Below are 26,794 nucleotides of genomic sequence, written 5' to 3'. Positions count from 1 at the left end.
CTAGTCATGGATAACAAGTTGTCATCGCTTCATATCTAATCTCTTCCACTTTAGCACTTCCACCGAAAAGATGGAAAGAAAAACCCGTTTCCACCTTTTGGAAAACAAAAAGAGTCGATCCTACACGTTTCGTAGGATCGACTTCCTGTCCAACCATCATCGTTTTCGTTTAGAGACAGGCGCTCCGAGAACCTCACTCCAGACGATCGCACGTCGCATTTCGTCTTGCGAAAGCGTCGTTGCTGATGCCGAACGACTCGATGTTCCAATAGCACCGTCTGCGACGCTGTCTTTGATTTCACCAATACTCGAAGAAGGAACCCCTTTTTTCGAATGTTGTTTCTGACGTTGGTCCAAACGTTGTTGCAATTCCGTTCGTTCATGAACTGGTCGTGCTTTCGTTTGGGTTACCCCAGGTTGTTTCTTCGCAGGTGCTTTTTTACGAACGACAGGTGGAGGTGTCGTCTCTTGTCGAACCGTATCCACCTGTTCGACCATTTGCTTCACATACTCCCCGAACTCTTTTGAAGGTGTCCGGTTCGTCTGCTTCGGTTTTTTATCTGCTGCTTTTGAGATGACGGAGATGACACCGAATGCGATCATCAATCCGACCCATATGATATCCATACCGTCTCACCCTTTACTGTGAGTCATGTGGTGATGATTGTCCACCGATTGCTTGACGCATTTTCGTATCGGCTGTCACGTTCAAGTAGTTCGCATAATCCATGACGCCAAAATTTCCGTCACGCATCGCTTCTGCGATAGCAAGTGGTACTTCCGCTTCAGCAGCGACAACCTTCGCTCGCATCTCTTCAACACGTGATTTCATCTCTTGTTCGCTTGCGATCGCCATTGCGCGACGCTCTTCCGCCTTCGCTTGCGCAATGTTCTTATCTGCTTCCGCTTGATCCGTTTGAAGGACCGCACCGATGTTCTTACCAATATCAATGTCCGCGATATCGATCGAGAGAATTTCAAACGCCGTTCCTGAATCGAGTCCTTTTGCAAGGACTGTCCGTGAGATCATTTCTGGATTCTCAAGTACTTCTTTTTGGTCATTACATGATCCGATGGTTGAGATGACGCCCTCACCAACACGCGCGATAACTGTTTCTTCCCCAGCACCACCGACGAGACGATCAATATTCGCACGTACCGTGATCCGGGCTTTCGCTTTCACTTCAATCCCATTCATCGCGACACCGGCGATGAACGGTGTTTCGATGACTTTTGGGTTAACCGACATTTGAACAGCTTCTAAAACATTACGACCAGCAAGATCAATCGCCGCTGCGCGTTCGAAGCTCAGCTCGATATTCGCCCGGTGTGCTGCAATCAAGGCATTGACGACACGGTCAACGTTACCCCCTGCAAGGAAATGACTTTCCAGTTGGTTCGTATTCAAGTTCAATCCCGCTTTAACTGCCTTGATCAACGGATTGACGATTTTTGATGGTGTTACTCGACGAAGACGCATCCCGACTAATGTAAAGATTGATACGCGTACGCCTGCTGCGAGCGAGCTAATCCAGAGTGGAATCGGGACGAGCGTGAAGAAAATAGCGAGGAAAATTAAGATTCCTCCAGATATGAGTAATACGGTCAATAATTCAGGTGTCATGTGTGGGACTCCTCCTTCGTATGTTGGACTCTAACAATGACGCGTCCGTGCGTCACTTCTTTTACAACGATCGTTTCCCCCGCTTGAATGAAGGTTCCTTCTGTAACGGCATCGATTCGGTTCCCATCGATTTCAATCGTTCCTGACGGACGTAATGGTGTCAGACTGACTCCTTCTTGTCCTAACAGTTGTACTTTGTCTTGATGAGAAAGGTAGCCCTTTTCAGACGATGTAGAATCCGTCAAAATCAAACCTCTCCAAAGCAATGACTGATTTGATTTTATTCTGCGATACGCCCAGAAACCGGCCGCAAGTGACAGAAAAACTGCAAGCCCAACGGCTAAACCGACTTGTCCGACGGTCGCACCTGCCATAATCAAGCTAGCAAGGACAGCACCGATCCCAAGGACGCCAAAGATTCCAAACCCTGTGACGAATATTTCAACCAGTAACATGAGTACCCCGATCATGAAGACCGTCAAAATCATCCCTAAGCTAAACGTCATGCGTACGTTCACCCCTTTTCATTCGTGTCAGAAGCTACTTCTTTTGCACTTTGATTCGTTACTACAATTATATACGCTTTCAAAACAAAAAGGTTTCATGACTATTCTGAATTCATCAAGAAACTTTAAAAACGTGACAGGAACGACAAAAAAAGGTGTCCCTCGGGACACCTTTCCATGTATTAAGCGAGACGTTGTTTGACGAGTCGATTAATTAAGGCACCGTCTGCCTTGCCCTTAAGCTGCGGCATGACGACACCCATTACTTTCCCCATATCCGAAGGAGCAGAGGCACCCGTCTGCGCAATAGCTGCGTCGACGATTTCCTGTACTTCTTCCTCGGAAAGCTGTTTTGGCATATAAGCTTCGAGCACGACAATCTCTGCTTGAATTTTCTCGACGAGATCGTGACGACCAGCGCTTTCGAATTCTCGGAGGGAGTCGTTGCGCTGCTTCATTTCACGTGAAAGAATCGTTAATTCTTCCTCGTCTGTCAATTCTTGCTTACCGAGTTTGATCGTTTCATTTTGCAGCGATGATTTCACCATGCGAATCGTCGTAAGACGATCTTTTTCACGAAGACGCATGGCATCTTTCATATCCGCTGTCAAACGCTCCTGAAGACTCATGAGGATACACCCTCTCTAACGTTAGAACTTCTTACGCTTACGCGCAGCCTCCGATTTAAGCTTACGTTTTACACTTGGCTTTTCGTAGTGTTTACGTTTACGAACTTCTGCAAGCGTACCATCTTTTGAAACACCACGTTTGAAGCGACGAAGTGCGTCTTCAAGTGATTCATTTTTACGTACACGAGTTTCCACTAGTTTTCCCTCCCTCCGATATTACCGACTAAAGGAAACGTGTCAGACACGTCATACAACATTATAGTAGGAATATACAATTTGGTCAACAGTTGATTCAAGCGACTTTTCTGTACCCTACGCTGTTCCTTTTTGTTCTTTTCTATCCTCTCATGCTTGCATCCGTTTGACAACAAAATCTGATCATTCCTGCATCAAAATTCAGAAACTTTTTTGTAAGCGTTATCATTATTTTTTTAAAATGTTTTGTCAAAAAGGGTGATGATGTGTCAAAATATAGGCAATTATCAAACAAAGGAGTGTGACATCACGTATGAAAGAAGCAAAACGCATCATCTGGGGTTTGATTCTCGGCGTAGTTCTCGGAATCATTCTGGCTAGCTTACCGGATAAGTCGATTTATGAAGGATTGAATAAATATGCTCTACAACCAATCGGAACAATCTTCCTGAACTTGATTAAGATGCTCGTCGTACCGATTGTCTTCTTCTCAATCGCCCTTGGTGTCATGGGACTCGGTAATCCAAAAGAACTGGGTCGTGTCGGTGGAAAAGCGATTACTTACTTCATGACGACGACAGCTGTCGCGATCGTCATCGCTCTCGGTTTATCATTATTGATTAAACCGGGTACATTCGGTAACTTCGAAACGCAAGATCTTGAATATGATAACGGCAATCTACCAGATACGAGTTTGATCAATACGATCGTCGGGATGTTCCCGACGAACCCGATCACGTCGATGGCGGAAGGCAACATGTTACAGATCATCGTCTTCAGTGTCTTTATCGGTTTCGGGATCACATTTCTCGGTAAAAAGGTCTCGACGTTACGGACTTTCATTGAACAGGGTAACGATTTAATGACATATTTGATCACACTCGTCATGAAGATGGCGCCGCTCGGAGCGTTCGCCTTGATTGCATCGGCAGTCGGTTCACAAGGCTTTGATTCCTTAAAAGCGATGGGACTTTATATGGGTGTCGTCATTTTATCTTTGATCGTTCATTCTGTATTGACATATGGCTCGACTGTCTCACTTCTTGGGAAAATGAATCCGTTCTTCTTCTTTAGAAAATTCGCACCTGTCATGTTGTTTGCTTTCTCGACGTCTTCGTCGAACGCAACACTTCCTGTCGCTATGCAAACGGCTCAAAAAGAGCTGAAGGTTCCACGCTCCGTCTCTAGTTTCGTTCAGCCACTCGGTGCGACGATCAACATGGATGGGACGGCAATCATGCAAGGAGTTGCGACTGTTTTCATTGCGCAAGTCTATGCGGTTGATTTAACACCTGGGCAACTTGCGACGGTCGTTCTGACAGCTGTTCTCGCATCGGTCGGAACAGCTGGTGTTCCGGGTGTCGGTCTCGTCATGCTAACGATGGTTCTTCAGTCGGTCAATTTACCCGTCGAAGGGATCGCTTTGATCATCGGTGTCGATCGTCTTCTGGATATGATGCGTACAGCCGTCAATATCACGGGTGACGCAGCATGTGCCGTCATCGTCTCGAAATCAGAAGAAGGTAACCTCAAAGAAGGCGAAGAAACCGATGAACGCTATGCGTAATCGTATGTCTCTTACTCCAAGAAAGGACGTTCCGCAAACTGCGGAACGTCCTTTGTCGTTTGTTTGATTATTTTGCTAAGACGAACGAGCTGAGTCCCTCAACACGAACCGTACCTGAAACAGTGCGGATCGTTTTTGTTCCTGCTTGTTTACCATCTACGAGAAGCTTCCATTTCCCTTTCGGTAGCTTCATGTCAACTACTGTTCGATTTGCATTGTGAATGACATATAAATCGTTCTTCTGTTGCGGAGCGTCGTCATCTAGTCGATACGCAATGACTTGTGCCGGTGCTGCTTCAAACGTCAAGTAACGACGGATATCTTTCGCTGTTGCTAAGTGAAGTGCAGGGTTCTTCTTGCGTAATTCGATTAATCCTGTCATATAATCGACGTCTTGTTGACGATCCATCTTCCGTTTCCAATCGAGCTGGTTGACAGAGTCCGGTGATTTATATGAGTTATGATCGCCACCTTTTGTCCGCATGAAGTCCTGACCTGCATGGATGAACGTCGTTCCTTGTGACGTCAGCAAAATACTTGAAGCTAGACGGTGCATCTTCGTCTTCGTTGCGTCATTGTCTTGTGGATTCGTCAGGTTCAACTTATCCCAGAGGGTATGGTTATCATGTGCTTCAACGTACGTGATCGCTTGATCTGGTTCTTGCGTAAATCCTTGAATGTCTTTATCGTAAGCAATCTCGCCGACGATACCACGTTTGATACGTGTCTCAAGACCCGCTTTCCCGTTGATGAATCCAGCATCCGTGTCTTCGAAGACACTACCTTTGAGCGCATCACGCAGGTTGTCATTGAAATGTCCGATTCCCGGCATTTGTTTTGTGTTCGTTTGGTTTGCTTTCTCTGAATCTGGAAGAGGAGTTCCGAGGCTCCACCCTTCTCCGAACACTAGAATCGACGGATCAATTCGCTTCGTCGCCTGTTTGACAGCGTTCATCGTCTTGACGTCGTGAATGCCCATCAAGTCGAAGCGGAAGCCATCCCAGTGGTATTCCTTTGCCCAGTACGAGACAGAATCAACGATTAGTTTATGCATCATTTGACGTTCAGAGGCTGTATCATTCCCGACACCTGTACCGTTCGCTAAATCGCCGCCTTCTGTATAGCGGTAGTAGTAACCCGGTACGATCTTATCAAGATTTGATGCTTTGGCGTCAAACATGTGGTTATAGACGACGTCCATGACGGCACGTAGACCATTGTCATGGAGTCCTTGGATCATCTGTTTCATTTCCGTAATCCGGACTTTTGGATCATATGGATTTGTCGCATACGATCCTTCTGGTGCATTGTAGTTCTTCGGATCATAACCCCAGTTGTATGATTTAAGCGGATTCGTCTCATCGACGGACGCTGTATTGAAATCATAAACAGGAATGAACTGGACATGCGTGATACCAAGTTCCTTTAAGTGATCGAGTCCCGTCTTTGTCTTCGTTTTTTTTCCATCCTTCGTTAAACGTGTACCTGGCTCGATGACACCAAGATATTTTCCTTTTTGTTTGATACCTGAATCGTAACCTGAATTCGTCACATCAAACATCGATAGATCACGGACATGTGATTCATAAATGATCGCGTCTGTTGCGTGACGAAGTGGCATTTTCCCATTCGTCCAGCGTTTTGGATCCGTCTCGCGTAAATCAACGACGACACCTTGGTCTCCGTTAACAGCGACCGCTGTCGCATACGGATCAACGGCACGCGTCGATTCTTTTGCGTGTTTGACTTCATATGTGTAACCGACACCGTCAAGATCACCCTTGACCGTCACTTGATAGACACCACGATCCGTCCGTTTCATCTGGATTTCACGCGTGATATCTTTTGTCGTAGCTGCTTGTTGTTTCGGTAAACGATATAACTCGAGTTCAACGGCTTGCGCTGTCGGCGCCCAGACCTTGAATGTCGTCTTCGATTTCTGATAGTCGACGCCGAGCTTACCACCATAGGCATACTTTTGATCGAATGCTTTCGAACGCAGTACCTTCCCTGCTTCAAGAACTGCTTCTCCAAAAACAGGATGCGTCACGCGGACGACTTTTGCTAAATCGATATCAGAAGCGACTTCGACTTTCGCCGTCTTGGCATCGATCGCTGATACGACTGGATTCGTCACACCTTCGAACGTAAATGCCTTTAAGTCTTCTGCCGTCATCGGTGTATTCGTTTTAAGCGTCATCGTCCGGAAGTCATCAGCCAAAAAGCTCGTGATTTTTGGCGTCCGATCAATTTCCGGTTTGCTGTAGTACACTGTCTGGTCCCCTTCGATCAACCAGATGTCCTTCGCACCTGCATAAAAGAAACGATCGGCTCCGTCTTTTTCCGACCAGCCCTCAAGATGAGGAATGACGCCTGCAAGACGTGCTTTCGTTGGGTTATCAAGCGTTACTTTGGCAATGGCACCGAACTCATCCTGCTGATCGAATTCGAATCGTTTGCCATCTTGCGCTTCCGGCCAAGACCAGACGCCGTATTTATCATAATCATTGTCATACCGATAATAGTGGATATTCGTGTCGATTTTTTCGACGTCTGCTCCATTAGTCGGATTGACCGTCGAGATATCCTTGCTTCCCGACTCGATCCAGATTTCAGCAACTCCGTTTTTAATCATATCTTTCGTGATGAAACGATCGTTCTCAGATCCCCCATCCTTGTTCCAGTTATCATCTCGCACGATGAAGCCGACTTTTTCCGGCTGATCGACTGGAAATTCATAGGCTGCGATTTTTCCGTAAGCATCTTCACCATTAAAGGCATGTGCTTTATTCGGAAAATAATCCGGACCATTTGTCCATAACCACAGGTTCCAATCCTTCGTGGCATTCGGGTCTTCCTTGTAGTGAATGATGACCAATGTAGACTTTCCTTTTTCCAGTGCTTGACCGGATAAAGACAGTCCACTAAATATTAGTGCAAACGTTAGCGCAACGATACAAACGGATCTTATGCGTTTCATACGATAGCCATCTCCTTTGTTATGTAATCGTTTTCATTTTGCATCCGTTTACAAGTCCTGTCAAAGCCTATTTGATGATTCGAACAGAAAATAAGACTTTTGAACCAAAGTGATTCGGTTGGATGGAAAACAACAAAAAAAGAACCGTCCGTGTGGTAGACAGTCCTTTTTACCGGGTTTAAGAAGATGCGAGGATGGCATGAATCTTGGCTTTCGTTTGTCTCATGGATTCATCCGATGCAAAGAAGTACCATACCCCATCGTTTGCGATATAGCCTTCTCCGTCTAGCTTTAATGGTTTCAGCTGTTTGAATCCCGGCTGATTTTCTTGAGCAAGTTGTGCCGCCACGTCAAAACCGATGTTCGTCGCGAAATTATGCTTCATGACATTCGTGATTTCTTCCATCTTGGTCAGTAAACGAGGTCCAGCCAGTTTAGCACCGACGGCTTCTAAAACTTGACGTTGCCGAATCTGTCTGCCCATATCGCCGAGTGGATCTTGTTTTCGCATACGTGCGTAACCACTTGCTTCTAGACCAGTTAAATGAATCTTTCCTTTTTTATACTCCTTTTGTAAACGACGGTCGTTCCAGCTGAAGGCGGATGGATTATCCACTGTGACACCGCCAACAGCATCAACCAATTCAATCAACCCATCCATATTGATCTTAGCGTAATATGGGATATCGACATCAAACGTTTGTTCCACCGTCTCGACCGTCTCCTTTACACCACCATAGGCATACGTATGATTGATTTTCGTCTTCTCACCTGTCGGTATCGTAACTTGCATGTCGCGTGGAATGGACAACGAAGTCGCTTGCTTCGTTTTCGGATTAAACGAGAGCAACATGATGGCATCTGCCCGTCCCTTATCATTCTTTCGCTCGTCGACGCCAATCAAGAGGACATTGACTGGCTTCATCGATGCGAGTGGCTTTGCTTTTTCCCCACCCAACGGTTGTAAAAAGGAATGCGCCGTCTGTTGGATTTTTAAAAATGCCAGTCCCGTCGAAGCGCTAGCAATCAAGACGATCACGAGCAGAAGCGCACTGATGACGCGACAGAGGATCGGAGGTCTTCGTTTATCGATGCGTGATTTCATACTCTGTTCTCCTTCACAATTTGTCCTCGTACGTCTTCATCAAACCGGCAATGTTCGAATTGTGCAGAAACAGCACCGAATCGATCTGCTTTTGTTTGGCAAATCGGGAAACATCAAATGATTTTGGAACGTATCGAATATCCACGACTTCTAAGTTGGCACTTTTCGCAAGCAATGGTAACACAGGATTTGCAAACGAATCCTTTAAAACCAAAATCGTCGGGCGATTTCGATTCGCCGCTGACTTCATTGACATGATGTCGTGGTTTCCGCGAAGAAATACTTCATATCGATCGACATAATCACCTTCTTGTTTGACGAATGATTCATCAATGACAGGACGTCCACATTTCCCTTCATAACAAACATCGATACCGTTGAAGAACGCAGGAGCATAATAATCTAGACGGTCACCGGATGCCGCATAGGAGAGCGTCGTTTTTCGTGCTAATGATCCATAGTAGGCGTGTTGATCTTCCTTCCGCCACTTCGTTTCAGGTAACGTCGTTGACAGTCCCATTCTTTTTGTGATGACTTGGTAAGCTTCTGTTGCACCGTCGATGTTCCAGTGATGATCTGTCTTGAAGTAGTCACTTAACTTCAATCCTTGCAAAGAAAGATTGGTCATCCCCGCCGCTTGAAAGTCTCGTACCATTTTTTCATAGCGCTCGTTTGCATTGGAAGCGACATAAGACGGAATTAGTTTGTCCCGTTCTGCGATAACGGTTTTAGACGGTGCTAACGCCATATAGACCGGACGATCGACTTCTCCAACGAATTGTTTGAATGCTTGCGGAATTTTTACGTTTCCTGATGCACTCGGTTCAATCATATAATCGTTTTTTGCCGTATAAATGCCATTACGAAACGGCTGTCGAAAGACATCTTTTGATAAAAGCGCCTGTATCTCGACGAACGTTCCTCGCAACAGTAATTGATCCGTGAAATAGGTCTCCATTTTGAGCATATCCTTGCCTGTCGCGATTCCCTCGACGGTGGGCTCAACGGACTGGGCAAGTGTACGATTTTCCAGCTGGGACCGGACACGGTCTTCCCGGACAAGCGTTCCGAGTCCGATCGTCAGTAAGACGAGAATAAAACTGACAGTCGTCACCCACATCATGATTCGCTCGAAAGAAGGTGTCTGATTCGTCTCCTGTTGCGTTTTCATCAATGGCTGCTCCATGGATAGTCCTCCTTTTTAGAACCGGAAATAGATGAACGGATTAAACGTGCTCGCAACGAGTGCCGATGTCGCAAGGAACAACATCAACATGGCGTACCCATACTGCATCGTTGTTCCGATCTTCCCGAGAGAGACGACGACACGTTCTCCGAGATACTTCGGAATCGGTGTCGCAGCGATACACGCGACAAGTAGTAGGACTCCGTTCTGAACGAGTTGGTAACTCGCCCGTTCATCCCATAGCACATCCGGTACGAACATTGCTTGAATATACATAACGGCTTCTGGAAACGTCTCTGAGCGGAAAAAGACCCAACCGACGAGCACGAGGATGAGCGTCCAGACTGTCGAGACGACAGGCATACGCTCGAGCCATCTCCCGAGAAATGCCTTCTCGAGCATGATCCAAACTCCGTAATATGCGCCCCACGCGACGAATGTCCAACTCGCACCGTGCCAAAGGCCCGTCAACATCCAGACGATCGCCAGATTTCGATACTGCCGCCACGGCGATACACGGTTTCCCCCTAACGGAATATAAACATAGTCGCGGAACCAAGAGCCGAGCGAAATATGCCATCGACGCCAAAATTCTGACACGGATTTTGAAATATATGGGTAGTTGAAGTTCTCCAAGAAATGAAATCCGAACATCAGTGCTAAACCAATCGCCATATCGCTATAGCCCGAAAAATCAAAATAGATCTGTAAGGCATAAGCGATGATTCCAATCCATGCTAGCCCCATCGAAAGGTCTTTCATATTAAAAACAGCGTCTGCGACCTGACCACATCCGTTCGCAAGAATCAATTTTTTTGATAGACCAATCGTAAAGCGGCGAACACCACGTGCAAAATCAGATACCGTCTCTTGACGACACTCGATCTGACTCGCAATCGTGTTGTAGCGGACAATTGGCCCCGCGACGAGTTGCGGGAAAAACGCGATATAAAGGGCGAGGTCGAGTGGATTCTTTTGCACCGCTTCCTTCCCTTTATAAATGTCGATGACGTAACTCATCGCATGGAATGTATAAAAGGAAATTCCAAGCGGTAAGACGACTTCTGGAACGAACCAACTCAGACCAAACGATTCGTTGACGGAGCGGACGAAAAATCCGCTGTACTTAAACCAACCGAGCAATCCAAGGTTGACGACGATCATGCTGAACATGATCCACTTCACTCCGACACGTTGCCGGTAGAAATCAACGAATAAGGCAAAGAAGTAATTGATCGTGACGCTGAGTAGCATCAGTAAGGCAAAGCGTGGTTCTCCGAATGCATAAAAGAACAGGCTGGCAACTAACAGCCAGCCGTTACGGAATGTCCGAGGCAACACGTAGTACACGAGCAGTACTGTCGGCAAGAACAAAAATAAAAAAATCGTCGAACTAAACAGCATAGGTTGCTTCCTCCTCTGCCTTGACGTATTGCGCGATGGCGAGTTCGCGGAGATGGACCCGGAAGCTCCCTTCGTTTAAAAACTTCCAGGCCATTTTGAAATAAACCGCTCCTGGCACACGCTCCATCTCGAACTGGACGATCGTCTCATTCGTCAACGTCAGATGCTCCGTCTCAGAGACCATCCGCTTCTTTTGCCCATACTGCATCTTAAATACTTGAACGAGACATGGTTCCGCCACTTCAAAACGGCACGTTACCTGAATGATGTCACCTATCAGTTCAGCATCTTTTCGATACAGTTTTGAAGGCGGATGTTGAAAGCCTTGATCGAACAGTTGCAGATACAGTTTGTCAGTCGCTATCGCATCCTGAAAATCAAAACACACCCCCGGCGCTGCATCTTCGAGCAAAATCTTTTCCTGAGTACCGAACGGAAAAAACTGATAGCTCGCGACGGTCAGCTCCTTATTCATACCGGTACCTCACTCATGATCGCATCGACGATTCGTTCTGCTGCCTGTCCATCGCCATACGGATTCGCGGCTTGCGCCATCGATTGATAGAAGATTTCGTCCGTCAATAATTGATGGCTCATCGCATAGATATGCTCTGGATTCGTACCGACCAGTTTCAAGGTTCCTGCTTCGACGCCTTCAGGTCGTTCCGTCGTCTCCCGTAAGACAAGAACGGGAACACCGAGTGAAGGCGCTTCTTCTTGAATCCCGCCTGAATCTGTCAGGATGAAGGAAGCACGAGCTGCCAGGTTGTGGAAATCAAAGACATCAAGCGGCTCAATCAACTGAATCCGTGGATGATGCTCTAGGCGAGCTGCTGCTTCTAGCACGACTGGATTCGGATGGACTGGATAAACGATTTCTATTTCCGGATGATCATTTGCCAACTGTTCAATCGCTTCAAAAATCGTTGCCAGTTGTAAATGGTTCTCACGACGATGAACCGTCAGCAAGACGAGTTTTCGCCCCGACTTCTCAAGTCGTGTCAGAACAGGATGCGTATAGCTAGCAGAAACGGTTGTCTTAAGTGCATCAATGACCGTATTACCCGTTACGATGATTGGTGTCTGTTTGTTCTCAGCACGTAAATTCATCGCCGCTTGTTCGGTTGGAGCAAAATGATAATCCGCCAACACACCTGTCAATTGACGATTCATCTCTTCCGGAAACGGTGCATACTTTTCATATGTCCGCAGTCCTGCTTCGACATGACCGACTGGAATCTGTTGATAGAATGCCGCTAACGAAGCAGCGAACGTCGTCGTCGTATCCCCATGGACAAGAACGAGATCCGGCTGTTCCTTTTCGAGGACACGACGCATCGCATTCAGAATACGTGCCGTCATCTCCTCTAACGTTTGACGCGGACGCATCAAATCCAAGTCATGGTCCGGAGTGATCTGGAACAATTCGAGTACCTGATCAAGCATTTCCCGGTGTTGCGCCGTTACGACGACAATCGGTTCGACGTCTGGACGGTTTTCAAGTGCTTTTACGACGGGTGCCATCTTAATGGCCTCAGGTCGTGTTCCGAATACGAGCATGACACGTTTCATCTACTTCATCCCCTATCTCATTTCATGACGATCGTTCGATCGTCTCGCCTCTCATCTGTTGCTCAATGTCACCGATTCGACCGGTTCGTTTTTTCGAAACATAGTGAGTGGCTTGCTTTTTGGATAACTGTTTGTACCAATATAAATATTTATTGTATTCCGCGAGTGTTTCATTCGTTGGACCAAATAAACGCACTTCACCGTATTCCAGCCAAAGGATCTTCGTACAAAAGCTTTTGACTTGATTCAAAGAATGGCTGACGAAAAAAATCGTTTTTCCTTGATCCCGGAATTCGCGCATCTTATCGAGACACTTCTCCGTAAATGTTTGATCGCCGACAGATAAGGCTTCATCGATGATCAAGATATCCGGATTGATATTGATCGAGATAGCAAAACCGAGACGTGCCCGCATCCCACTCGAATAGGTTTTGACTGGCTGATCGATGAACTCTCCGATATCCGCGAATTCGAGAATTTCCGGTGTGATCTCCTCGATTTGCCGTTTGGTCAGTCCCATCATCAATCCTTTGAGCTCGATGTTATCGCGACCTGTCAGTTGACTGTTCAATCCACTTGAGATGGCAATCAGTGCTGATTTTCCTCCTAGCGTGACACATCCATACGTAGGCGGTGTGACGTTAGCAAGTAAATGGGATAACGTTGATTTCCCACTACCGTTGATGCCTACGACACCCACGATTTCTCCCTCTTCAACAGAGAAGGAGACATTTTTAAGCGCATAAAAGGATTTTCCGCTCACTTTTCCAAAGAGCACTTCCTTTAATTTATCGATTGGACGCTCATAGAGCATGTACCGTTTTGAAACGTTCTCAAACACGACGTGACTCATCGTCTTTCCTCCTATACATAATCAATGAAGTAGCGTCGGAAACGAATATGGACCGCTGCTCCGACGAGCAGGATACCGAGTGTCACACTCCAAAAATAAGCGCCATACCAGATGTGATCCATCAAGTAACCGGTTCCGATCAAGGCGGAGCGGTACCCCTCAATCAAATAGACGAGTGGATTCAACATCAATAGCATCTTGAACAGTGAATGTTCTGGGGGAATCCACATGATCGGCGTTAAATACATCAGCATCCTTATCGCGGATGTCACCATGTTCTGGACGTCTCGGATCATCGTAGCAAGAGCCGACAATAACAACGAGACGGCATAAAGAAAGATGACGCCGGCTGGAACGATATAAAACAGCTCGAGCGTATGCCATCCTGGGAAGTAACCAAATGCACTTCCTAAAACGATCGTTAGGGCAATCATCGCAAGGTGTCGATAGAATTGAGCCAAAATGACATATGCCGGAATCGTACTCAACGGAAAATGCATTTTAGAGACGAGCGCGACCCGACCGTAGATCGACCGTGATCCACTTGGAATCGTGCTTCCGATGAAGAACCATGCGATCAGTCCACTAACGAGCCAAAAGACGAATGGAATTCCGTCGACAGGATGTCCACCACGGATTCCAAAACCAAAGACGACCCAGTACACCCCGATCTGGAGGAGTGGCGTCATGATCTCCCAAAACCAACCTAAATACTGCATGCTATACTGACTTTTTGTTTCATAGAGTGACAGCCGAAAGATCAGATACAGATGATCTTTCAGCTCCCCTCCAATCGTTCGTAACGCGTTCATATTGCTTTTGCATCCACTTCCGTCACGCGGTGCGTATGCAAGTTACCGAAGTTGAGGACCTTGACCGCATCGAGTTCACGGACGATTCCTTTTGTATCGAAGAGTAACGGTGTCCGCATGTAGTTTGCGAAACGACGTGAATCGAATTGTTTGAACTCATCGTGGTCGACTAAGACGAGTGCTAGATCGGCGTCTTGGATCGCTTCGATTTCATCAACGAGTTCAAAGCGTGTCGAGATGGAATGCTCGACGTGTGGATCACAGACCGCGACATCGAGTCCACGATCGAGCAATTGTTCAATGACTTCGACAGCTGGGCTCTCGCGCATATCGTCAACATTTCCTTTATACGTCACACCGAAGACAGCGATTTTTGGACGAACACGTGAACCGACGAGACGAGCGGCTTGTTCAGCGACGAATTGTGGCATTTGGACGTTCGTTTGTCGTGCCGTATGAATGATGCGTGCAAGTGATGGGACTTTTGCGACGATGAAGTACGGATCGACTGCGAGACAGTGACCACCTACACCCGGTCCTGGATGATGCAAGTTCACACGTGGGTGCATGTTTGCCATCTCGATGACATCTAAGACGTTGATCTCAAGCTGGTGACATACTTGCGTCAATTCATTTGCCAGTGCGATGTTGACATCACGGAACGTATTTTCCATCAATTTCGACATTTCGGCTGTCTTCGCGTCGGTCCGAACGATTTCTCCTTGAACGAATGTTTCATAGACGGCTGCTCCTACCTCTGCACATGCCGGTGTCAATCCTCCAACGATCCGGTTGTTATGAACGAGTTCGTGTAAGATCTGCCCTGGTAACACACGCTCTGGGCAATGAACGACATAGACGTCTTCACCGATCGTAAAGCCGGCTTCTTCAATCAGTGGACGAACATGATCGTCCATAGTGCGTGGCGCGATCGTCGATTCAACGATGACGACGTTTCCTTTTTCAAGGAACGGCAACATGTTGTTGACGGCTGACACGACGTATTTTAAATCACATGATTTATACGTATCGTTCAAGTTCGGCGTCGGGACGGCGATTAAAAAGACATCTGCTCGTTCTGGCGTAAGTGTCGCTCGGAATTTTCCGTTAGCGACGACTCGTTTGATGACATCCTCGAGTCCTGGTTCCTCAATATGAATCGTTCCCGTGTTCAGAAGATTGACGATGTGTGGATCGATGTCGACACCGACGACCTCCGTGCCGTGATCCGCGAACATCGCCGAAGAAGGTAATCCAATATATCCTAGTCCGATTGTGCAAAGTTTCATTTTGTCATTCCTCCATCGAGTTAGTCATACTAGCCAACGAACGGTCTGTGGCTTGGCTGTAACTAGACCATAACGACATTTCCTTTGCTTTCCAATGCTTCTAACCATCTCTTAAACCATTCTTCACAGACCTTACATTTCCAGCGTTTTCTATTGTTTTTGTAAATCTTATGAAGCTTTCACGAATACTTCGTTGCCATTCATATCAAACAAAACGACCCGTCAAGAATCCGCCTTCATTCCACGTGGATTTCCCTTCGAGTCGTTGACTATTTTTCTTATTTTGTCCCAGATTCCATGAAAATCGAGTCATAGACAGCAAGAAGTCGGCCTTTTTCTTGCTCCCAGTTGTATTGTCTCCTTGCTACGCTTGCTCGCTCCTGCATCACTCCGCGCAAGCTCTTATCCTTCACTAGACGATTGACCGCCTCGGCGATACTATGCGGCGATTCGACATCGACGATCAAACCGATTCCTTCTGTTTCGACGACACGACGGATTTCCGGTAAGTCGGCCGCGATGACAGGAATTAACGCTGCCATGTATTCGAATAGTTTATTCGAAGAAGCTGAATAATGATTGAAGCAGACGTTTTGAAGGACCTGAAAGCCGACAGTCGCCGCTGCCGTATAGCTTGGTAGTTCAGCAAGCGGAACCTTCTCAATGAAGCGGATGCGAGACTTTTCCGATGATTGCGCAGCCAGTTGCATCAGTTTCCCTTTTAACTTTCCATCTCCAACGAAAATAAGTGTTCCTCGATCGATGAACGGCATCGCTTCAATGAGTCGCTCCAGTCCACGTCCTTCCTGGATCCCGCCTTGATACAACAAAATCGGCTCGTCTGGTGCGAGTGCTAACTCTTCGCGTAACGGTCGCGGTTGCGGAATAATCGGTTCGTAAAACGGATAATTGTGCAAGACGGATGGTCGGGTTCCATATAATTTTTGATGATAATCTGCACGCGTGTCATTTTCAACGATGGTCTGGTCGACGAATCGAAGCAACCAGCGTTCTAATTTCCCTTGCATGCTTCCGTATCCTGTCCGATCGGTCTGGACTTCATGCGAGTCATAGACGATTTGTGCACCACGCGCCGCCCCAATCGCTTGTGGTAACGTATTGACATCGTTCGCATGCATGACGTCATAATCATGCTTCCGGGCAGTACGTGTCATACGAAGAATGCCGAAACTGTTATATAGGGCGTAACGGATGAATCGACTTCGCATGAATAAAAAGAGCACGAGCATCACGGGAATGAGCCATGGCGCAAGAAGCGCACCCATCAATCCGATAGCAAGTGTCCGTTTTTTCCGTTTGTGAAAGAACGGGAGCCACCTCGCAAAAGGTGGCGTCCGGTCGATTCGAATGACGCGAAACCCCGGCATCGGAAATTCGACTTCCGGAAGTGTGCTGTCATTTAAGCAGTATAGATCCACGCAGTGTCCTGCTTCGACGAGTGCCGTACATTCACGTAAGACACGGGCGTCATTCGTAAAAGGATTCCAAACAAACATTCCAATGCGCTTCATTCTGCGACCGCCTTTCGTGACTGCGTTTGTTCGATGGCTTCAAACAAGCGCTGTTCATTTTGTTCCCAATCGAAATGGCGTTGGACGTAATCCACACCCGCCCGTCCCATCGTTGCACGTTTCTCTGGATTTCGTGATAACTCGAGAATATGATCGACGATCTCCTCTTTTTTCCGCTGGACAGACACATAACCGGCTCCTGCTTCTTCGATGACATGCGCCGCATGACCTGATACCGCACCGACGATGGCACAGCCCATCGCCATGTAGTCGATGATCTTTCCTGGTGTCACTGTATCGAACGCTGTACTCTCGACGAGTGTCGCAAAGGCGATGTCACTCTTCGCGAGTTGTTTCAACGCATCCCAGCGTGGCATCGCGTCAAGAAACTCGATATTCGTCAATCCACGTTCCTTGACGAGTCGTTCGAACGTTTGTTTGTGATAGCCGTAACCGACGACTTGAAAGCAGATATCCTGTTCTTGTTGAAGTTCCTGTGCGACGTCAAGCAACAAGAACACATCTTGTGCGAGTCCGATATTCCCTGTATACACGACGCGAACTTGTTCCGATACTTTTCGACGTTTGATTAACCACTCGTTTTCCTCGATCGAGTTCGGGATATAATGAATTTTTTCCGGTGCAATGCCTCGTCCTTCGATATACGATCGAAAACCTTCACTGTTGATGACCAATTGATCCGCCTGTCGATACATCCACTTTTCAAGCCAGTAGAGCGGAGTCAATAAGAGACGCGATTTCGTAATGCCGACGCCAATCAACGATTCTGGCCATAAATCACGCACATCAAGAATCAAAGGAGCCTTTTTGACATGTTTCGCGACGACCCCGACGAGCCCCATGAAGATAGACGGCGTCGTCGCATAGATGTAAGCGTAGGATTTTGGATCATGTCGAACCTCTTTCACCGCAAGTACGAATTGTTCCACGAACAAGCGAAGGCGCCGCCATAAATTATTCGTCGCCCGGACGTCACGCGGTTGGATACGAGTCACATGTGCCGTGTCGAGGCTCGGTTCATCCCAGAACATCGAGTCCGTATAGAGTTCTGCCGTCGGATAAAGCGGTTCTGACGTCAGGACATGAACGTCACTTCCCGCTTGTTCCATCCGCTTGAAGATATTCTTCATTCGGTTTGCCGCACTGCCAATTTCCGGATAGAAATTTTGACAAATCATCAAGACGTTCATCGACGACTCCGGCGCTGTTTGAGTTGACGTCGGAACTTCCAGTAGCGGACGACGATTTTTCCGAGCTTTGAACGCGCGAGTGAGCGGTATTTTGATTTCCATGATGCATTCACCTCCAGCAATTCTAGATTTGACACCAATGACGCTTCGAATCGATCAAGAAGTGCGGCATATTGTTCTTCGAGCATCTTATATTGTTCACGCTGTTCCTGTAGTTGCTGTTCATGACGTAGTGATTCCGCTTGTGCCTGCTCGAATAAATCTGTTTGTTCCGCTAACCGTTGAACTTTTCGTTCTAGAGTCTGTTGCTTGCGCTTTAAGTCAATGATCGTTGCGAGATGCAATCGTTCCACTTCTTCAAAGGCATCCTCGAGCCATTCGACTTCCGTTGGTACAATTGCTCGACCATCTCGTGGTTCAGGATAGACTTGAATCGTGATTCCAAGCCACTTATCAAGCCGCTCGACCGTCTCGATTTTACCGAAGGGCGTCAACTGTTCAAGCAGTCGATTTAAATAATACGTCCGTTTGTGATCCGCATAATCGTTCACTCCAAATGGAACTGTGATGACGAGTCGTCCTTCTGGTGCGATGAACGAGACGGCACGAGCGATGAAGCGTTCCGGCTCCCCGATATGTTCCAATACTTCCGTCATCAAGACTGTGTCGAATTGAATGTCAGGTGTATACGTCATGACATTCGCTTCATGTAATTCCACTTTTTCCTTTACGGATGCCGGTTCCTCAAGCAATGCTTGTTTGGCTTCAGTAATCGCTTCTGGTAAGACATCGATTCCGACGACATGTTTCCCTTCCCGTCCAAGCAAAATCGGAACAACTCCACCGGAACAACCGATATCTAAAATGTGCTCCCCTTTTGCTTGTCGAACGATCCAGTGAACACGCGCGCGCACTTTTTTACCGAATCCCCCCCCTAATTGATCGTAGTAAGCTGCTCGGATTTGATCTTTTGGTCGTGCTGTCTTCATCGATGCCGTCATTTCTGCACCTCCTCAAGTAATAGATGTTGAAGGCGATCCGTCTCCTGACGGTCTGCAAGCTCCATGAATCGACGGATCAACGGGTTCGTCAATGTGATCGGCTCATAGAAACCAATGATTGTGCGCAACAATGCGACACTTGGTGCGAAATCCTTATCACTGCAGTAGCGTAATTTAACGAGATACCAATGCTCGAAGAAATGCTCGAATCGTGTTTCCTTGTATTCCTCAAGCACTCCATAACGAGCGAATTTCTCAGCTCGTGCCCGTTCTCGGACAACACTGCGTTCAAAAAATTTCACCGTCAATGCATTCACGGTCGATCCTGCAACTGCTGCATAATAATAATGGATGACCCGATTGACGAGTAAGACACGATTGGCGCGAAGCATCAATTCCTGGAAAAACAAGGAGTCCTGACCGACTGCACCGACGACCTGTTCCAATTGATGTTCGAGCAAGAAGGTACGACGGACGACGAGTGCTTGAATGCTTTGTACCGCAAAGCGATGTTTCAATAGAAAAGCTTTTGGATCTTCACAAACCGTTCGTCCTTGTTTGCGAATCGTCGGCAAGGCGATGATACTCGTCTTCTCGGCAAGTTTTTTCATATGACCCGCTACAAAATCAAGTGATGGATCATTCTCTAATTCCTGAAGCAAAAAGGCATAACGATCGCTGAGTACCTCGTTATCTGGATCAAGGAACGTCACATAGTCAGCTCGTGCCATCTCGACTCCCTTGTTGCGAGGACGCGAAGCACTACCACTACCACCTGTCTCGAAGAAATAGGTTCTGACATTGCCATAACGTCGCGCGAGACGTTCTACGGCTTGACGTGCCTCTATGTCCGTCGATCCATCATCTACGAGTAAAATCTCTGACTCCATGAATCGATCCATCCGTGTTAGACTGGCGAAGCATTTATACGTGAGATGTTTCCCATTGTTATAGATGGGAACAACGACCGACAGTTGCGGTGTGTGATCCGTCGGAACTACTGTCTGCTCGTTCCACTCAAATTGATCGAGCAACAGCGTTTTTCCGTTCAATTCACCTGCTTGAAACGCGTCATATCCGATATCTGACCGCCAGATAATCGCACCGTTTCGGCTACCGCTCATCTCATGTAGATGATATGGATGTTGGCTCCCCTTTCGGACAATGCTGGCATCGCTATATTTAAAGCCATTCACGAGGTCCTCTAAATAATATTCACCGTAGGATTCATGCCCATCCATCCAAGCAACGAGATCCGCTTGATCATAGGTTTGCTCCGTCAATGCATCCGCTGAGACGATTTCGTCTGGTGTGAGACTTTGACGATTGATCACGTCACGAATGACTTCCCCATCCTGAGCGACAACGATTAGTAAACGATGTTTTCGTGTTTCAGGTACTCGTCCAATGAACGCTAGAATCTGATCCATCCGTTCGAAGACTGTATGCTCCGTCATGACGGCACGAAGTCCTTCTGCTCGTAAACGTTCGATTTCTTCTTGCGATGTTCGTTCTACGATCGCCGTCGCCTCCTGTGCGTCATGTACGGTGAAGATGTTCGGAAACTCGTTGTTGACGGCGATACTGTAATTCGACAGGATCAAATTACCGAGTGCTTGCGATTCATAGACGCGACGGGCACACATCGTCTTACTATATTTGATGCTATTTAGGTTCAGGACCCAGTCATAACATTTACTGACTTGTTGTAAGGCATCATAAGGAATCGCTGGTGCGACCCGTGATTGATAGCGTTCCGGAAACTGATAGGCTGGTAAGTCGAGATGATAATTCCGGTCCACGATATCGAGTTCGTGCGAAGACTGCATGACCCCATCAAACAACATCTCCGTATCTTTCACACGCTCCGGATATTTCGCCATCCAGCTACCGGCGAATAAAACGCCCTTCTTTCGGCTACGTGTCGCTCCAATCGGATTGTGAATCAATGGATTGACTCCAAACGGCATCGCCATGATTCGATCATGTCCACATAAAACACGATATTCAGGAATCATCGCCTCATCTGAAGTCAGGACATAATTGGCAGCTTGAGCCACGTCTTGAAACCGTCCATGGTTACTCGGGTCTTCCGTCGATTGAAAGACGACTGGAATTCCTTTAGCTTTGACTTCCTGCATCATCGAAAGTAACCGTTGGCGTTTCTTTGAATTTGGTGTGGCGACACCTTTCCAATCATCCCCTCGTAATCCTTTCCACGAAGATACGACCAAAAAGAGATCAATCTCGCGCTCGAAAACTTCTTCGAATGTGTTCGCATTGACATAATGGAGATGAACGGCATCTTCATAATAGGCATACATGAATTCCGAGCAGACGATTGCCATCTCGATTGGTCGTTTTTCATAATAACGCGTCGTCGTCCGTACCGGAATATGTGAGACATCCAATTGATCTAGTAATGACGCTTGGCTATTTTGTTGATAACGTGTCGTCGTGTTTTTAGAAGTTCGAACCGTTGGCAGACGCAAGACGTCCAGCTGACGAAGTTTTTCGAGTGACTCTTTACTTGCTGTCGTCTCGCTTGTGAGCCGCTTTTTCTCTTCGCGAACCCAGTTTAGTTGTTGCATGATTTGTCGTTTCCATTTTTGATCACTCACACGTAAACACCCTTCCTCTTTTCAACTCTTTTTTAGTCTACGGAAGCAATTCAAAGGCTACTTGAAGGACTTGCAAGGTTTTTGTAAAGACTTAGTGAAGCTTTTTTGGATTTTCCTTACATTCCATTTCAGTCAACCTGTATTTCCTAGGAAATCGACCGGTTTCGCTTTCTTGTCCGTGGAAATCATTTACGCGTTTTCGAAAACGACTCTTATGCACTCTCATTGTTTTGGATTTAAAAAACGGGGAAACATTACTACGTACTGATAAAAGGAGATGACTGGACATGTTAAACGAAAAAAATCATGATTTACCAGATGAAAAGGCAGACGTTGGTCTTCACCCGGACCCTGATCCAGCTGAGACATCAGATCCCGGAATCAAGCCTGCGGAAACACAACATCCGGATCCAGATCCAGAAGAACTCAAGCGCGATCAAAAGGATTCATGAATCTCATGCCATAAAAAAGAGGTTGCGGAATAATTCCGCAACCTCTTTTGGCGTATTACTTAACTTTTACTAATAGTTTCCCTGTGTTCGAGCCATCGAATAATCCGAGGAAAGCATCTGGTACACGATCGAAGCCTTCAAAAATCGTCTCTTCATATCGTAATTTCCCTTCACTGACCCATTGACCGAGTTGCCCAGCCGCTTCCTTGAATCGTTTGCCATAATCCCCCACTAAGAAACCTTGCATGCGCGCACGCGCAATGATTAATTTCGATTGAACACGTGGACCGATGTCCTGTTGTGCGTTATACCCAGAAATAGCGCCGCAGACCGGTACCCGCGCGAATGGATTAAGCCGATCCAGAACCGCATCGCCGATCTCTCCACCGACATTTTCAAAATAAACATCGATGCCGTCTGGACACGTCCGGTCTAATGCTTTCCGGATGTCTTCCGTTTTGTAGTTGATGACTTCGTCAAAACCAAGATCTGCTTTTAGGTGCTGTAACTTTTCGTCACTTCCTGCAATCCCAACTACTCGTGCACCTTTGATTTTAGCGATTTGACCAACGATCGATCCAACAGCCCCTGCTGCTGCCGATACGACAACAGTTTCTCCTGGCTGTGGATTCCCGATATCAAGCAACCCGAAATACGCCGTCATCCCTGTCATTCCGAGAACACCGAGCGCTGTTGAGATTGGAGCGATCTGCTCATCGATTTTACGGACACTTTTCGCATCGACGACTGCTTTCGTTGCCCAATCGAGCATCCCCACGACGACATCACCTGACTTGAACGCCTCACTTTTAGACTCGATGACACGCGCTACGACACCCCCGTGAATCGGTTCATCAATCTCAAACGGTTGCGAATAAGAACGCGTATCGTTCATACGTCCCCGCATATATGGATCGACTGAGATATAGAGTGACTCCAGTGCGACTTGCCCTTCTCGTAAATCTGCTAACTCAAATGATTCATAACGGAATGTTTCCCCTGTTGGTTTTCCGTTTGGTCGTTCCGCTAATACGATACGTTGTTCTGACATGATTCATGACCTCCTCATTCAATGTACTTCTTCACTGTAACAATTCCGTTTCTGAAAGACGAATCCTTTGCTCGTTTGGAATTTTCTAACTTTTCCTTGACGTCCTTCTGTTCTTACCGTAAGATAAAACACAATTCATAACTTTTATACTGTTATGCACAAAAGCGTTACATAAGGAGAGGATTTTGTGGATTCATCTATTTTGCGTCAGCCACGTCAATTTGCAGTGCATGTTTTAAACGGTCTCAGTATTGGAATTCTCGTTGCCCTTATTCCAGGAGCCTTACTCGGTGAACTCGCTAAGGCATTATTGCCATACGTTTCTGGTGCCCAACACGTTTTGGACGCAACGACACTCGCGATGCGACTTTTACCAATGGTGATTGGTGTCGCCGTAGCGATGCAATTTAAAGTAACACCGATCGCCACCACATCGATTGGACTCGCGACGGTCGTCGGCTCAGGTGTTGCGACCCGTGCGGATGCGACATTCGTTTTCGTCGGTACAGGTGATGTCATCAATGCTGGTTTGACGGCAGCTATTGCAACAGCAATCGTCTTATTGATTGGTGAACGCTTCAAAACATATACGGTGCTTGTCATGCCAACGATTTTGATTGTCGGTGCCGGTGGAATTGGTGTTCTGACGTATCCGTTCGTCACACGGATCACAACAGCAATTGGACATGTCATCTCAGACTTCACGGCACTTCAACCCGTCTTGATGGGCATTCTAATTGCGGTCGCCTTTTCCGTTCTCATCGTCTCTCCGCTTTCGACGGTCGGCATTGCAACCGCGATCAGTTTATCGGGTGTTGCTGCCGGAGCTGCCAATCTAGGTGTCTGTGCCGCTGGGTTCGGTCTTGCGATTGCCGGTTGGCAAGCGAATTCACGTGGAACGTCGATTGCTCATTTTCTTGGTTCTCCTAAAATCCAGATGGCGAACTTCATTCGTAATCCATTGATGATTCTACCTGTCATGTGTAGTGCCGCTATCCTTGGTGCATTAGCAGGAATGCTCGGTGTTCAAGGTACACCGTTTAGTGCCGGATTTGGAATGTCTGGTTTAATCGGTCCAATCAATGCGCTACACCTGATGTCAGGAGGATGGACGCTCTTCAATATGACATTCGTGCTTGGTCTTTTTATCGTCTTACCCATTATTCTCTGTTTATTGTTCCATCTACTCTTCCGGAAGTTCCGTCCATGGATGAGCGCAGAACCGTACCGACTCGATTTCGAGTAAGTGCATCTTGATTGATATTTTAACCACAAAAAAGCCAAGCCGACCGTCTGAAAAAATCGACGTGTCTAGCTTGGCTTCTTACTTCTTTATTTTTCAATCACTGTTAACAAATCAAGCGGTGTCTCGATGACATGATCTGCCGAATTCCACTCGGATGGCGTACCAAAACCATATTGACATAAGACGACCGGCATATGTTCCTTACGAGCCGCTTCGACATCAGAAGACCGATCTCCAATCATCCAGTAAGATCCTTCTCCAAACTCATCGCGGTGAGCGCGTAAGATATCCGATTTTTCTTTTCCATTGACGGATTCCAAGCATTTCGGACTTGTGAAGAACGAGCGGATTTCCTGACTATCAAGCACAAGGTTTAGATAATGGTTGCCGCAATTACTTGCAGTCGAGACCGTGTGTCCCGCTGAAACAAGAGCTTGCAATAATGATCGAATTCCGTCGAACAAGACGTTCTGTTCAACCATCGTTGCTTCTAGATGACCATGTCTCTTTTTACGGATTAAACGAATATCCTCTTCTGAAGCTTCCGGAATCGCTTTTCGCCAAAAGGCGCTTCCTGCAAGACCGTAGCTTGCCTGAACACTTTCTTGCGAAGGTTTTGGAAGATGCGGCATGTCCTCCATCGCCCGATGGATTGCTTCTGTCATTTGTTCCGTTGAGTCAATCAATGTACCGTCAATATCGAATAAGATAATTGCCATGTTCCCACTCCTTTTACATCTCTTTTTTTGCTTTTCTCTTTTTCTGAATCAAATAGCCAATCGTAATCAACACACCTAAACCAATCCAAACTATCGGATGATTGAGGTGATGCAATTTTCGCCATTCATGACCAACAGCTTTCCCGCCCCAAATGAAGAGCGTCGACCAGAGGAAAAAGGAAATCGTCGTCACGACGGTAAACGTCCAGCGTGAAACACCAGTTAGACCGGCACCAATCGCAAATCCGATACGCCACATCGGAGAAAGAAGAAGAATATAGCGTCCTTTCGTCTCCATTTGCGTCTGAAACTGGAGCATTTTTGTTTCCGAAATCCGAAACCATTTGAATAAACGATTCAATAACCGTTCACTCCCGAACTGTCCAATCGTAAAAAAGAGGTTCTGACTAATGACGAAGCTTACTACAGCAAGGAACACCATGAATAGCAGATTCGCCTGTGCCGTATGCACGAGATATCCTGCATACGCGAGCGGTACTTCGCTCGGTATGAATGGAAACATGAGCGTCATCATGATCCCGATATAACCGTATGATTCCATCCAGTGGTGTCCCATTTTCGCCCTCCCTCTCTCTTTACCAACTATTTCTAGTGTATCGAAATTTCAAGAGGGCGTACAGGAAACGGCTCTTTTTACATCAGAAAGAGCGACTTCTTGTGTGAAGTCGCTCGGATCATCTATTTGATCAATACGCATCCTCGCTTTGCAATGGTTGCGTACGACGTTTTTGTTGTTCATCTTGCCAGTCGCTGAAACGTGTCAATTCTTCAAAGACTGTTTTCGTGACGAAAAGGATGACCGCGATATCGTCTGCAAATCCAAATCCGAGTACGAAATCAGGTACGAGGTCAATTGGTGACACGAGATAAACCAATGCGCCGATTACTTTTAAGATCGTCGTACGACGAATGTTACGGTATTCACCTGACTGGTACGCGCGAATCATATCGACGAACAACGTCAACGGTGAAAAGACGACGGACAAACGAGAGTTCCCGTTTACCTTTGCAGTTGCTCGTTGTAACAGCGAGTTCGTCTTTTTCGGGCGATCAATATAATCTTTTGCATCTTCGGCATATTGATTTTGTTGTTTTTCTAATTGTTGATTCGAGAATTTCATTCCTATTTTCCCCCATTCTAAAGTAACTTCGACGCTTTTCTATTTCCCTGTTCCTACGGATGATAATCCTGTCAGGTTTCAGGATATGATGGAACGG

24 protein-coding genes and 1 pseudogene are annotated in these 26,794 nt (G+C 46.8%); 3 read left to right on the top strand and 22 right to left on the bottom strand.

Annotated elements, in window-relative coordinates:
* Positions 1-156: 156 nt before the first annotated feature.
* The 5 genes from ACY2IG_RS04535 to rpsU form a co-directional block, all read right to left on the bottom strand.
* Positions 157-627 (bottom strand): hypothetical protein, encoded by a 471-nt coding sequence (locus ACY2IG_RS04535; protein ID WP_035409220.1) that lies wholly within the window; start codon positions 625-627, stop codon positions 157-159.
* Between the two features lie 13 nt (positions 628-640).
* Positions 641-1,624, bottom strand: a complete 984-nt coding sequence (gene floA / locus ACY2IG_RS04530; RefSeq protein ID WP_035409222.1) for a flotillin-like protein FloA — start codon at positions 1,622-1,624, stop codon at positions 641-643.
* Positions 1,621-2,130 carry an NfeD family protein gene (locus tag ACY2IG_RS04525; protein ID WP_035409223.1) on the bottom strand — a complete coding sequence of 170 codons (510 nt, stop codon included), beginning with the start codon at positions 2,128-2,130 and terminating at the stop codon, positions 1,621-1,623. The genes floA and ACY2IG_RS04525 overlap by 4 nt, the downstream gene beginning before the upstream one ends.
* A gap of 182 nt (positions 2,131-2,312) precedes the next feature.
* The gene (locus tag ACY2IG_RS04520; RefSeq protein WP_035409225.1) at positions 2,313-2,759 is read right to left on the bottom strand and encodes a GatB/YqeY domain-containing protein; all 447 of its coding nucleotides are present in this window, start codon (positions 2,757-2,759) and stop codon (positions 2,313-2,315) included.
* Between the two features lie 21 nt (positions 2,760-2,780).
* Positions 2,781-2,954 carry a 30S ribosomal protein S21 gene (gene rpsU / locus ACY2IG_RS04515; RefSeq protein ID WP_012369719.1) on the bottom strand — a complete coding sequence of 58 codons (174 nt, stop codon included), beginning with the start codon at positions 2,952-2,954 and terminating at the stop codon, positions 2,781-2,783.
* Between the two features lie 313 nt (positions 2,955-3,267).
* Here rpsU and ACY2IG_RS04510 point away from each other — a divergent pair, with 313 nt between their 5' ends.
* Positions 3,268-4,521: a dicarboxylate/amino acid:cation symporter gene (locus ACY2IG_RS04510; RefSeq protein WP_329470289.1), complete on the top strand. Its 1,254-nt coding sequence runs from the start codon at positions 3,268-3,270 to the stop codon at positions 4,519-4,521.
* Between the two features lie 67 nt (positions 4,522-4,588).
* Here the strand turns inward: ACY2IG_RS04510 and pulA are convergent, their stop codons facing one another.
* The 13 genes and pseudogenes from pulA to ACY2IG_RS04445 form a co-directional block, all read right to left on the bottom strand.
* On the bottom strand, positions 4,589-7,501 hold the full coding sequence (pulA, locus tag ACY2IG_RS04505) for a type I pullulanase (protein WP_290786467.1): 2,913 nt from the start codon (positions 7,499-7,501) through the stop codon (positions 4,589-4,591).
* A gap of 178 nt (positions 7,502-7,679) precedes the next feature.
* Complete coding sequence (locus ACY2IG_RS04500) at positions 7,680-8,606, bottom strand: LCP family protein (RefSeq protein ID WP_056060109.1); 927 nt, start codon at positions 8,604-8,606, stop codon at positions 7,680-7,682.
* 13 nt (positions 8,607-8,619) lie between these two features.
* Positions 8,620-9,792, bottom strand: coding sequence for a DHHW family protein (locus ACY2IG_RS04495; RefSeq protein ID WP_035409231.1), 1,173 nt, complete (start codon positions 9,790-9,792; stop codon positions 8,620-8,622).
* A 15-nt stretch (positions 9,793-9,807) separates the two neighbouring features.
* Positions 9,808-11,196, bottom strand: coding sequence for an MBOAT family O-acyltransferase (locus ACY2IG_RS04490; RefSeq protein ID WP_329470283.1), 1,389 nt, complete (start codon positions 11,194-11,196; stop codon positions 9,808-9,810).
* On the bottom strand, positions 11,186-11,671 hold the full coding sequence (locus tag ACY2IG_RS04485; RefSeq protein ID WP_035409236.1) for a hypothetical protein: 486 nt from the start codon (positions 11,669-11,671) through the stop codon (positions 11,186-11,188). The genes ACY2IG_RS04490 and ACY2IG_RS04485 overlap by 11 nt, the downstream gene beginning before the upstream one ends.
* On the bottom strand, positions 11,668-12,768 hold the full coding sequence (gene wecB / locus ACY2IG_RS04480; RefSeq protein ID WP_035409238.1) for a non-hydrolyzing UDP-N-acetylglucosamine 2-epimerase: 1,101 nt from the start codon (positions 12,766-12,768) through the stop codon (positions 11,668-11,670). The genes ACY2IG_RS04485 and wecB overlap by 4 nt, the downstream gene beginning before the upstream one ends.
* A 112-nt stretch (positions 12,769-12,880) precedes the next feature.
* Positions 12,881-13,621: pseudogene (tagH, locus tag ACY2IG_RS04475) on the bottom strand (teichoic acids export ABC transporter ATP-binding subunit TagH); the annotation flags it as partial.
* Between the two features lie 11 nt (positions 13,622-13,632).
* Complete coding sequence (locus ACY2IG_RS04470; RefSeq protein ID WP_035409242.1) at positions 13,633-14,433, bottom strand: ABC transporter permease; 801 nt, start codon at positions 14,431-14,433, stop codon at positions 13,633-13,635.
* Positions 14,430-15,722: a nucleotide sugar dehydrogenase gene (locus tag ACY2IG_RS04465; protein ID WP_035409245.1), complete on the bottom strand. Its 1,293-nt coding sequence runs from the start codon at positions 15,720-15,722 to the stop codon at positions 14,430-14,432. Before ACY2IG_RS04465 ends, ACY2IG_RS04470 begins: the two co-directional genes overlap by 4 nt.
* A 278-nt stretch (positions 15,723-16,000) precedes the next feature.
* On the bottom strand, positions 16,001-17,254 hold the full coding sequence (locus tag ACY2IG_RS04460) for a glycosyltransferase (RefSeq protein WP_462618405.1): 1,254 nt from the start codon (positions 17,252-17,254) through the stop codon (positions 16,001-16,003).
* Positions 17,251-18,567, bottom strand: a complete 1,317-nt coding sequence (locus ACY2IG_RS04455; protein WP_231496879.1) for a glycosyltransferase family 4 protein — start codon at positions 18,565-18,567, stop codon at positions 17,251-17,253. The genes ACY2IG_RS04460 and ACY2IG_RS04455 overlap by 4 nt, the downstream gene beginning before the upstream one ends.
* Positions 18,462-19,466, bottom strand: a complete 1,005-nt coding sequence (locus ACY2IG_RS04450; RefSeq protein WP_035409251.1) for a class I SAM-dependent methyltransferase — start codon at positions 19,464-19,466, stop codon at positions 18,462-18,464. Before ACY2IG_RS04450 ends, ACY2IG_RS04455 begins: the two co-directional genes overlap by 106 nt.
* Complete coding sequence (locus tag ACY2IG_RS04445) at positions 19,463-22,087, bottom strand: glycosyltransferase (protein ID WP_462618404.1); 2,625 nt, start codon at positions 22,085-22,087, stop codon at positions 19,463-19,465. Before ACY2IG_RS04445 ends, ACY2IG_RS04450 begins: the two co-directional genes overlap by 4 nt.
* A gap of 287 nt (positions 22,088-22,374) precedes the next feature.
* Between ACY2IG_RS04445 and ACY2IG_RS04440 the strand changes: the two genes are divergently transcribed.
* Complete coding sequence (locus ACY2IG_RS04440; RefSeq protein WP_197026223.1) at positions 22,375-22,539, top strand: hypothetical protein; 165 nt, start codon at positions 22,375-22,377, stop codon at positions 22,537-22,539.
* A 55-nt stretch (positions 22,540-22,594) separates the two neighbouring features.
* Here the strand turns inward: ACY2IG_RS04440 and ACY2IG_RS04435 are convergent, their stop codons facing one another.
* A complete protein-coding gene (locus ACY2IG_RS04435) occupies positions 22,595-23,590 on the bottom strand; it encodes an NADP-dependent oxidoreductase (RefSeq protein ID WP_462618403.1) in 996 nt (331 codons plus the stop codon).
* Between the two features lie 187 nt (positions 23,591-23,777).
* Here ACY2IG_RS04435 and ACY2IG_RS04430 point away from each other — a divergent pair, with 187 nt between their 5' ends.
* A complete protein-coding gene (locus ACY2IG_RS04430; RefSeq protein ID WP_056060085.1) occupies positions 23,778-24,836 on the top strand; it encodes a PTS transporter subunit IIC in 1,059 nt (352 codons plus the stop codon).
* Positions 24,837-24,922: 86 nt separating this feature from the next.
* Here the strand turns inward: ACY2IG_RS04430 and ACY2IG_RS04425 are convergent, their stop codons facing one another.
* The 3 genes from ACY2IG_RS04425 to ACY2IG_RS04415 all read right to left on the bottom strand — a co-directional run bounded on the left by ACY2IG_RS04425 (position 24,923) and on the right by ACY2IG_RS04415 (position 26,697).
* Complete coding sequence (locus tag ACY2IG_RS04425) at positions 24,923-25,555, bottom strand: HAD family hydrolase (RefSeq protein ID WP_056060084.1); 633 nt, start codon at positions 25,553-25,555, stop codon at positions 24,923-24,925.
* A 13-nt stretch (positions 25,556-25,568) separates the two neighbouring features.
* Positions 25,569-26,132, bottom strand: a complete 564-nt coding sequence (locus ACY2IG_RS04420; RefSeq protein ID WP_462618402.1) for a DedA family protein — start codon at positions 26,130-26,132, stop codon at positions 25,569-25,571.
* 130 nt (positions 26,133-26,262) lie between these two features.
* Entirely contained in the window at positions 26,263-26,697 is a 435-nt protein-coding gene (locus ACY2IG_RS04415) for a YkvA family protein (protein WP_035409261.1), read from the bottom strand.
* Between the last annotated feature and the right edge of the window lie 97 nt (positions 26,698-26,794).

Source organism: Exiguobacterium sp. EF_C8, from assembly GCF_054956715.1.
Note: the sequence above shows the minus strand (reverse complement) of the source record. Positions and strands in the feature narration are given on the sequence as shown.

What these genes read in the sequence shown, in the direction of transcription:
- ACY2IG_RS04535 (WP_035409220.1), bottom strand. Translation starts at nt 627, where the DNA reads ATGGATATCATATGGGTCGGATTGATGATCGCATTCGGTGTCATCTCC.
- floA (WP_035409222.1), bottom strand. Translation starts at nt 1,624, where the DNA reads ATGACACCTGAATTATTGACCGTATTACTCATATCTGGAGGAATCTTA.
- ACY2IG_RS04525 (WP_035409223.1), bottom strand. Translation starts at nt 2,130, where the DNA reads ATGACGTTTAGCTTAGGGATGATTTTGACGGTCTTCATGATCGGGGTA.
- ACY2IG_RS04520 (WP_035409225.1), bottom strand. Translation starts at nt 2,759, where the DNA reads ATGAGTCTTCAGGAGCGTTTGACAGCGGATATGAAAGATGCCATGCGT.
- ACY2IG_RS04510 (WP_329470289.1), top strand. Translation starts at nt 3,268, where the DNA reads ATGAAAGAAGCAAAACGCATCATCTGGGGTTTGATTCTCGGCGTAGTT.
- pulA (WP_290786467.1), bottom strand. Translation starts at nt 7,501, where the DNA reads ATGAAACGCATAAGATCCGTTTGTATCGTTGCGCTAACGTTTGCACTA.
- ACY2IG_RS04500 (WP_056060109.1), bottom strand. Translation starts at nt 8,606, where the DNA reads ATGAAATCACGCATCGATAAACGAAGACCTCCGATCCTCTGTCGCGTC.
- ACY2IG_RS04495 (WP_035409231.1), bottom strand. Translation starts at nt 9,792, where the DNA reads ATGGAGCAGCCATTGATGAAAACGCAACAGGAGACGAATCAGACACCT.
- ACY2IG_RS04490 (WP_329470283.1), bottom strand. Translation starts at nt 11,196, where the DNA reads ATGCTGTTTAGTTCGACGATTTTTTTATTTTTGTTCTTGCCGACAGTA.
- ACY2IG_RS04485 (WP_035409236.1), bottom strand. Translation starts at nt 11,671, where the DNA reads ATGAATAAGGAGCTGACCGTCGCGAGCTATCAGTTTTTTCCGTTCGGT.
- wecB (WP_035409238.1), bottom strand. Translation starts at nt 12,768, where the DNA reads ATGAAACGTGTCATGCTCGTATTCGGAACACGACCTGAGGCCATTAAG.
- ACY2IG_RS04470 (WP_035409242.1), bottom strand. Translation starts at nt 14,433, where the DNA reads ATGAACGCGTTACGAACGATTGGAGGGGAGCTGAAAGATCATCTGTAT.
- ACY2IG_RS04465 (WP_035409245.1), bottom strand. Translation starts at nt 15,722, where the DNA reads ATGAAACTTTGCACAATCGGACTAGGATATATTGGATTACCTTCTTCG.
- ACY2IG_RS04460 (WP_462618405.1), bottom strand. Translation starts at nt 17,254, where the DNA reads ATGAAGCGCATTGGAATGTTTGTTTGGAATCCTTTTACGAATGACGCC.
- ACY2IG_RS04455 (WP_231496879.1), bottom strand. Translation starts at nt 18,567, where the DNA reads ATGGAAATCAAAATACCGCTCACTCGCGCGTTCAAAGCTCGGAAAAAT.
- ACY2IG_RS04450 (WP_035409251.1), bottom strand. Translation starts at nt 19,466, where the DNA reads ATGACGGCATCGATGAAGACAGCACGACCAAAAGATCAAATCCGAGCA.
- ACY2IG_RS04440 (WP_197026223.1), top strand. Translation starts at nt 22,375, where the DNA reads ATGTTAAACGAAAAAAATCATGATTTACCAGATGAAAAGGCAGACGTT.
- ACY2IG_RS04435 (WP_462618403.1), bottom strand. Translation starts at nt 23,590, where the DNA reads ATGTCAGAACAACGTATCGTATTAGCGGAACGACCAAACGGAAAACCA.
- ACY2IG_RS04425 (WP_056060084.1), bottom strand. Translation starts at nt 25,555, where the DNA reads ATGGCAATTATCTTATTCGATATTGACGGTACATTGATTGACTCAACG.
- ACY2IG_RS04420 (WP_462618402.1), bottom strand. Translation starts at nt 26,132, where the DNA reads ATGGGACACCACTGGATGGAATCATACGGTTATATCGGGATCATGATG.
- ACY2IG_RS04415 (WP_035409261.1), bottom strand. Translation starts at nt 26,697, where the DNA reads ATGAAATTCTCGAATCAACAATTAGAAAAACAACAAAATCAATATGCC.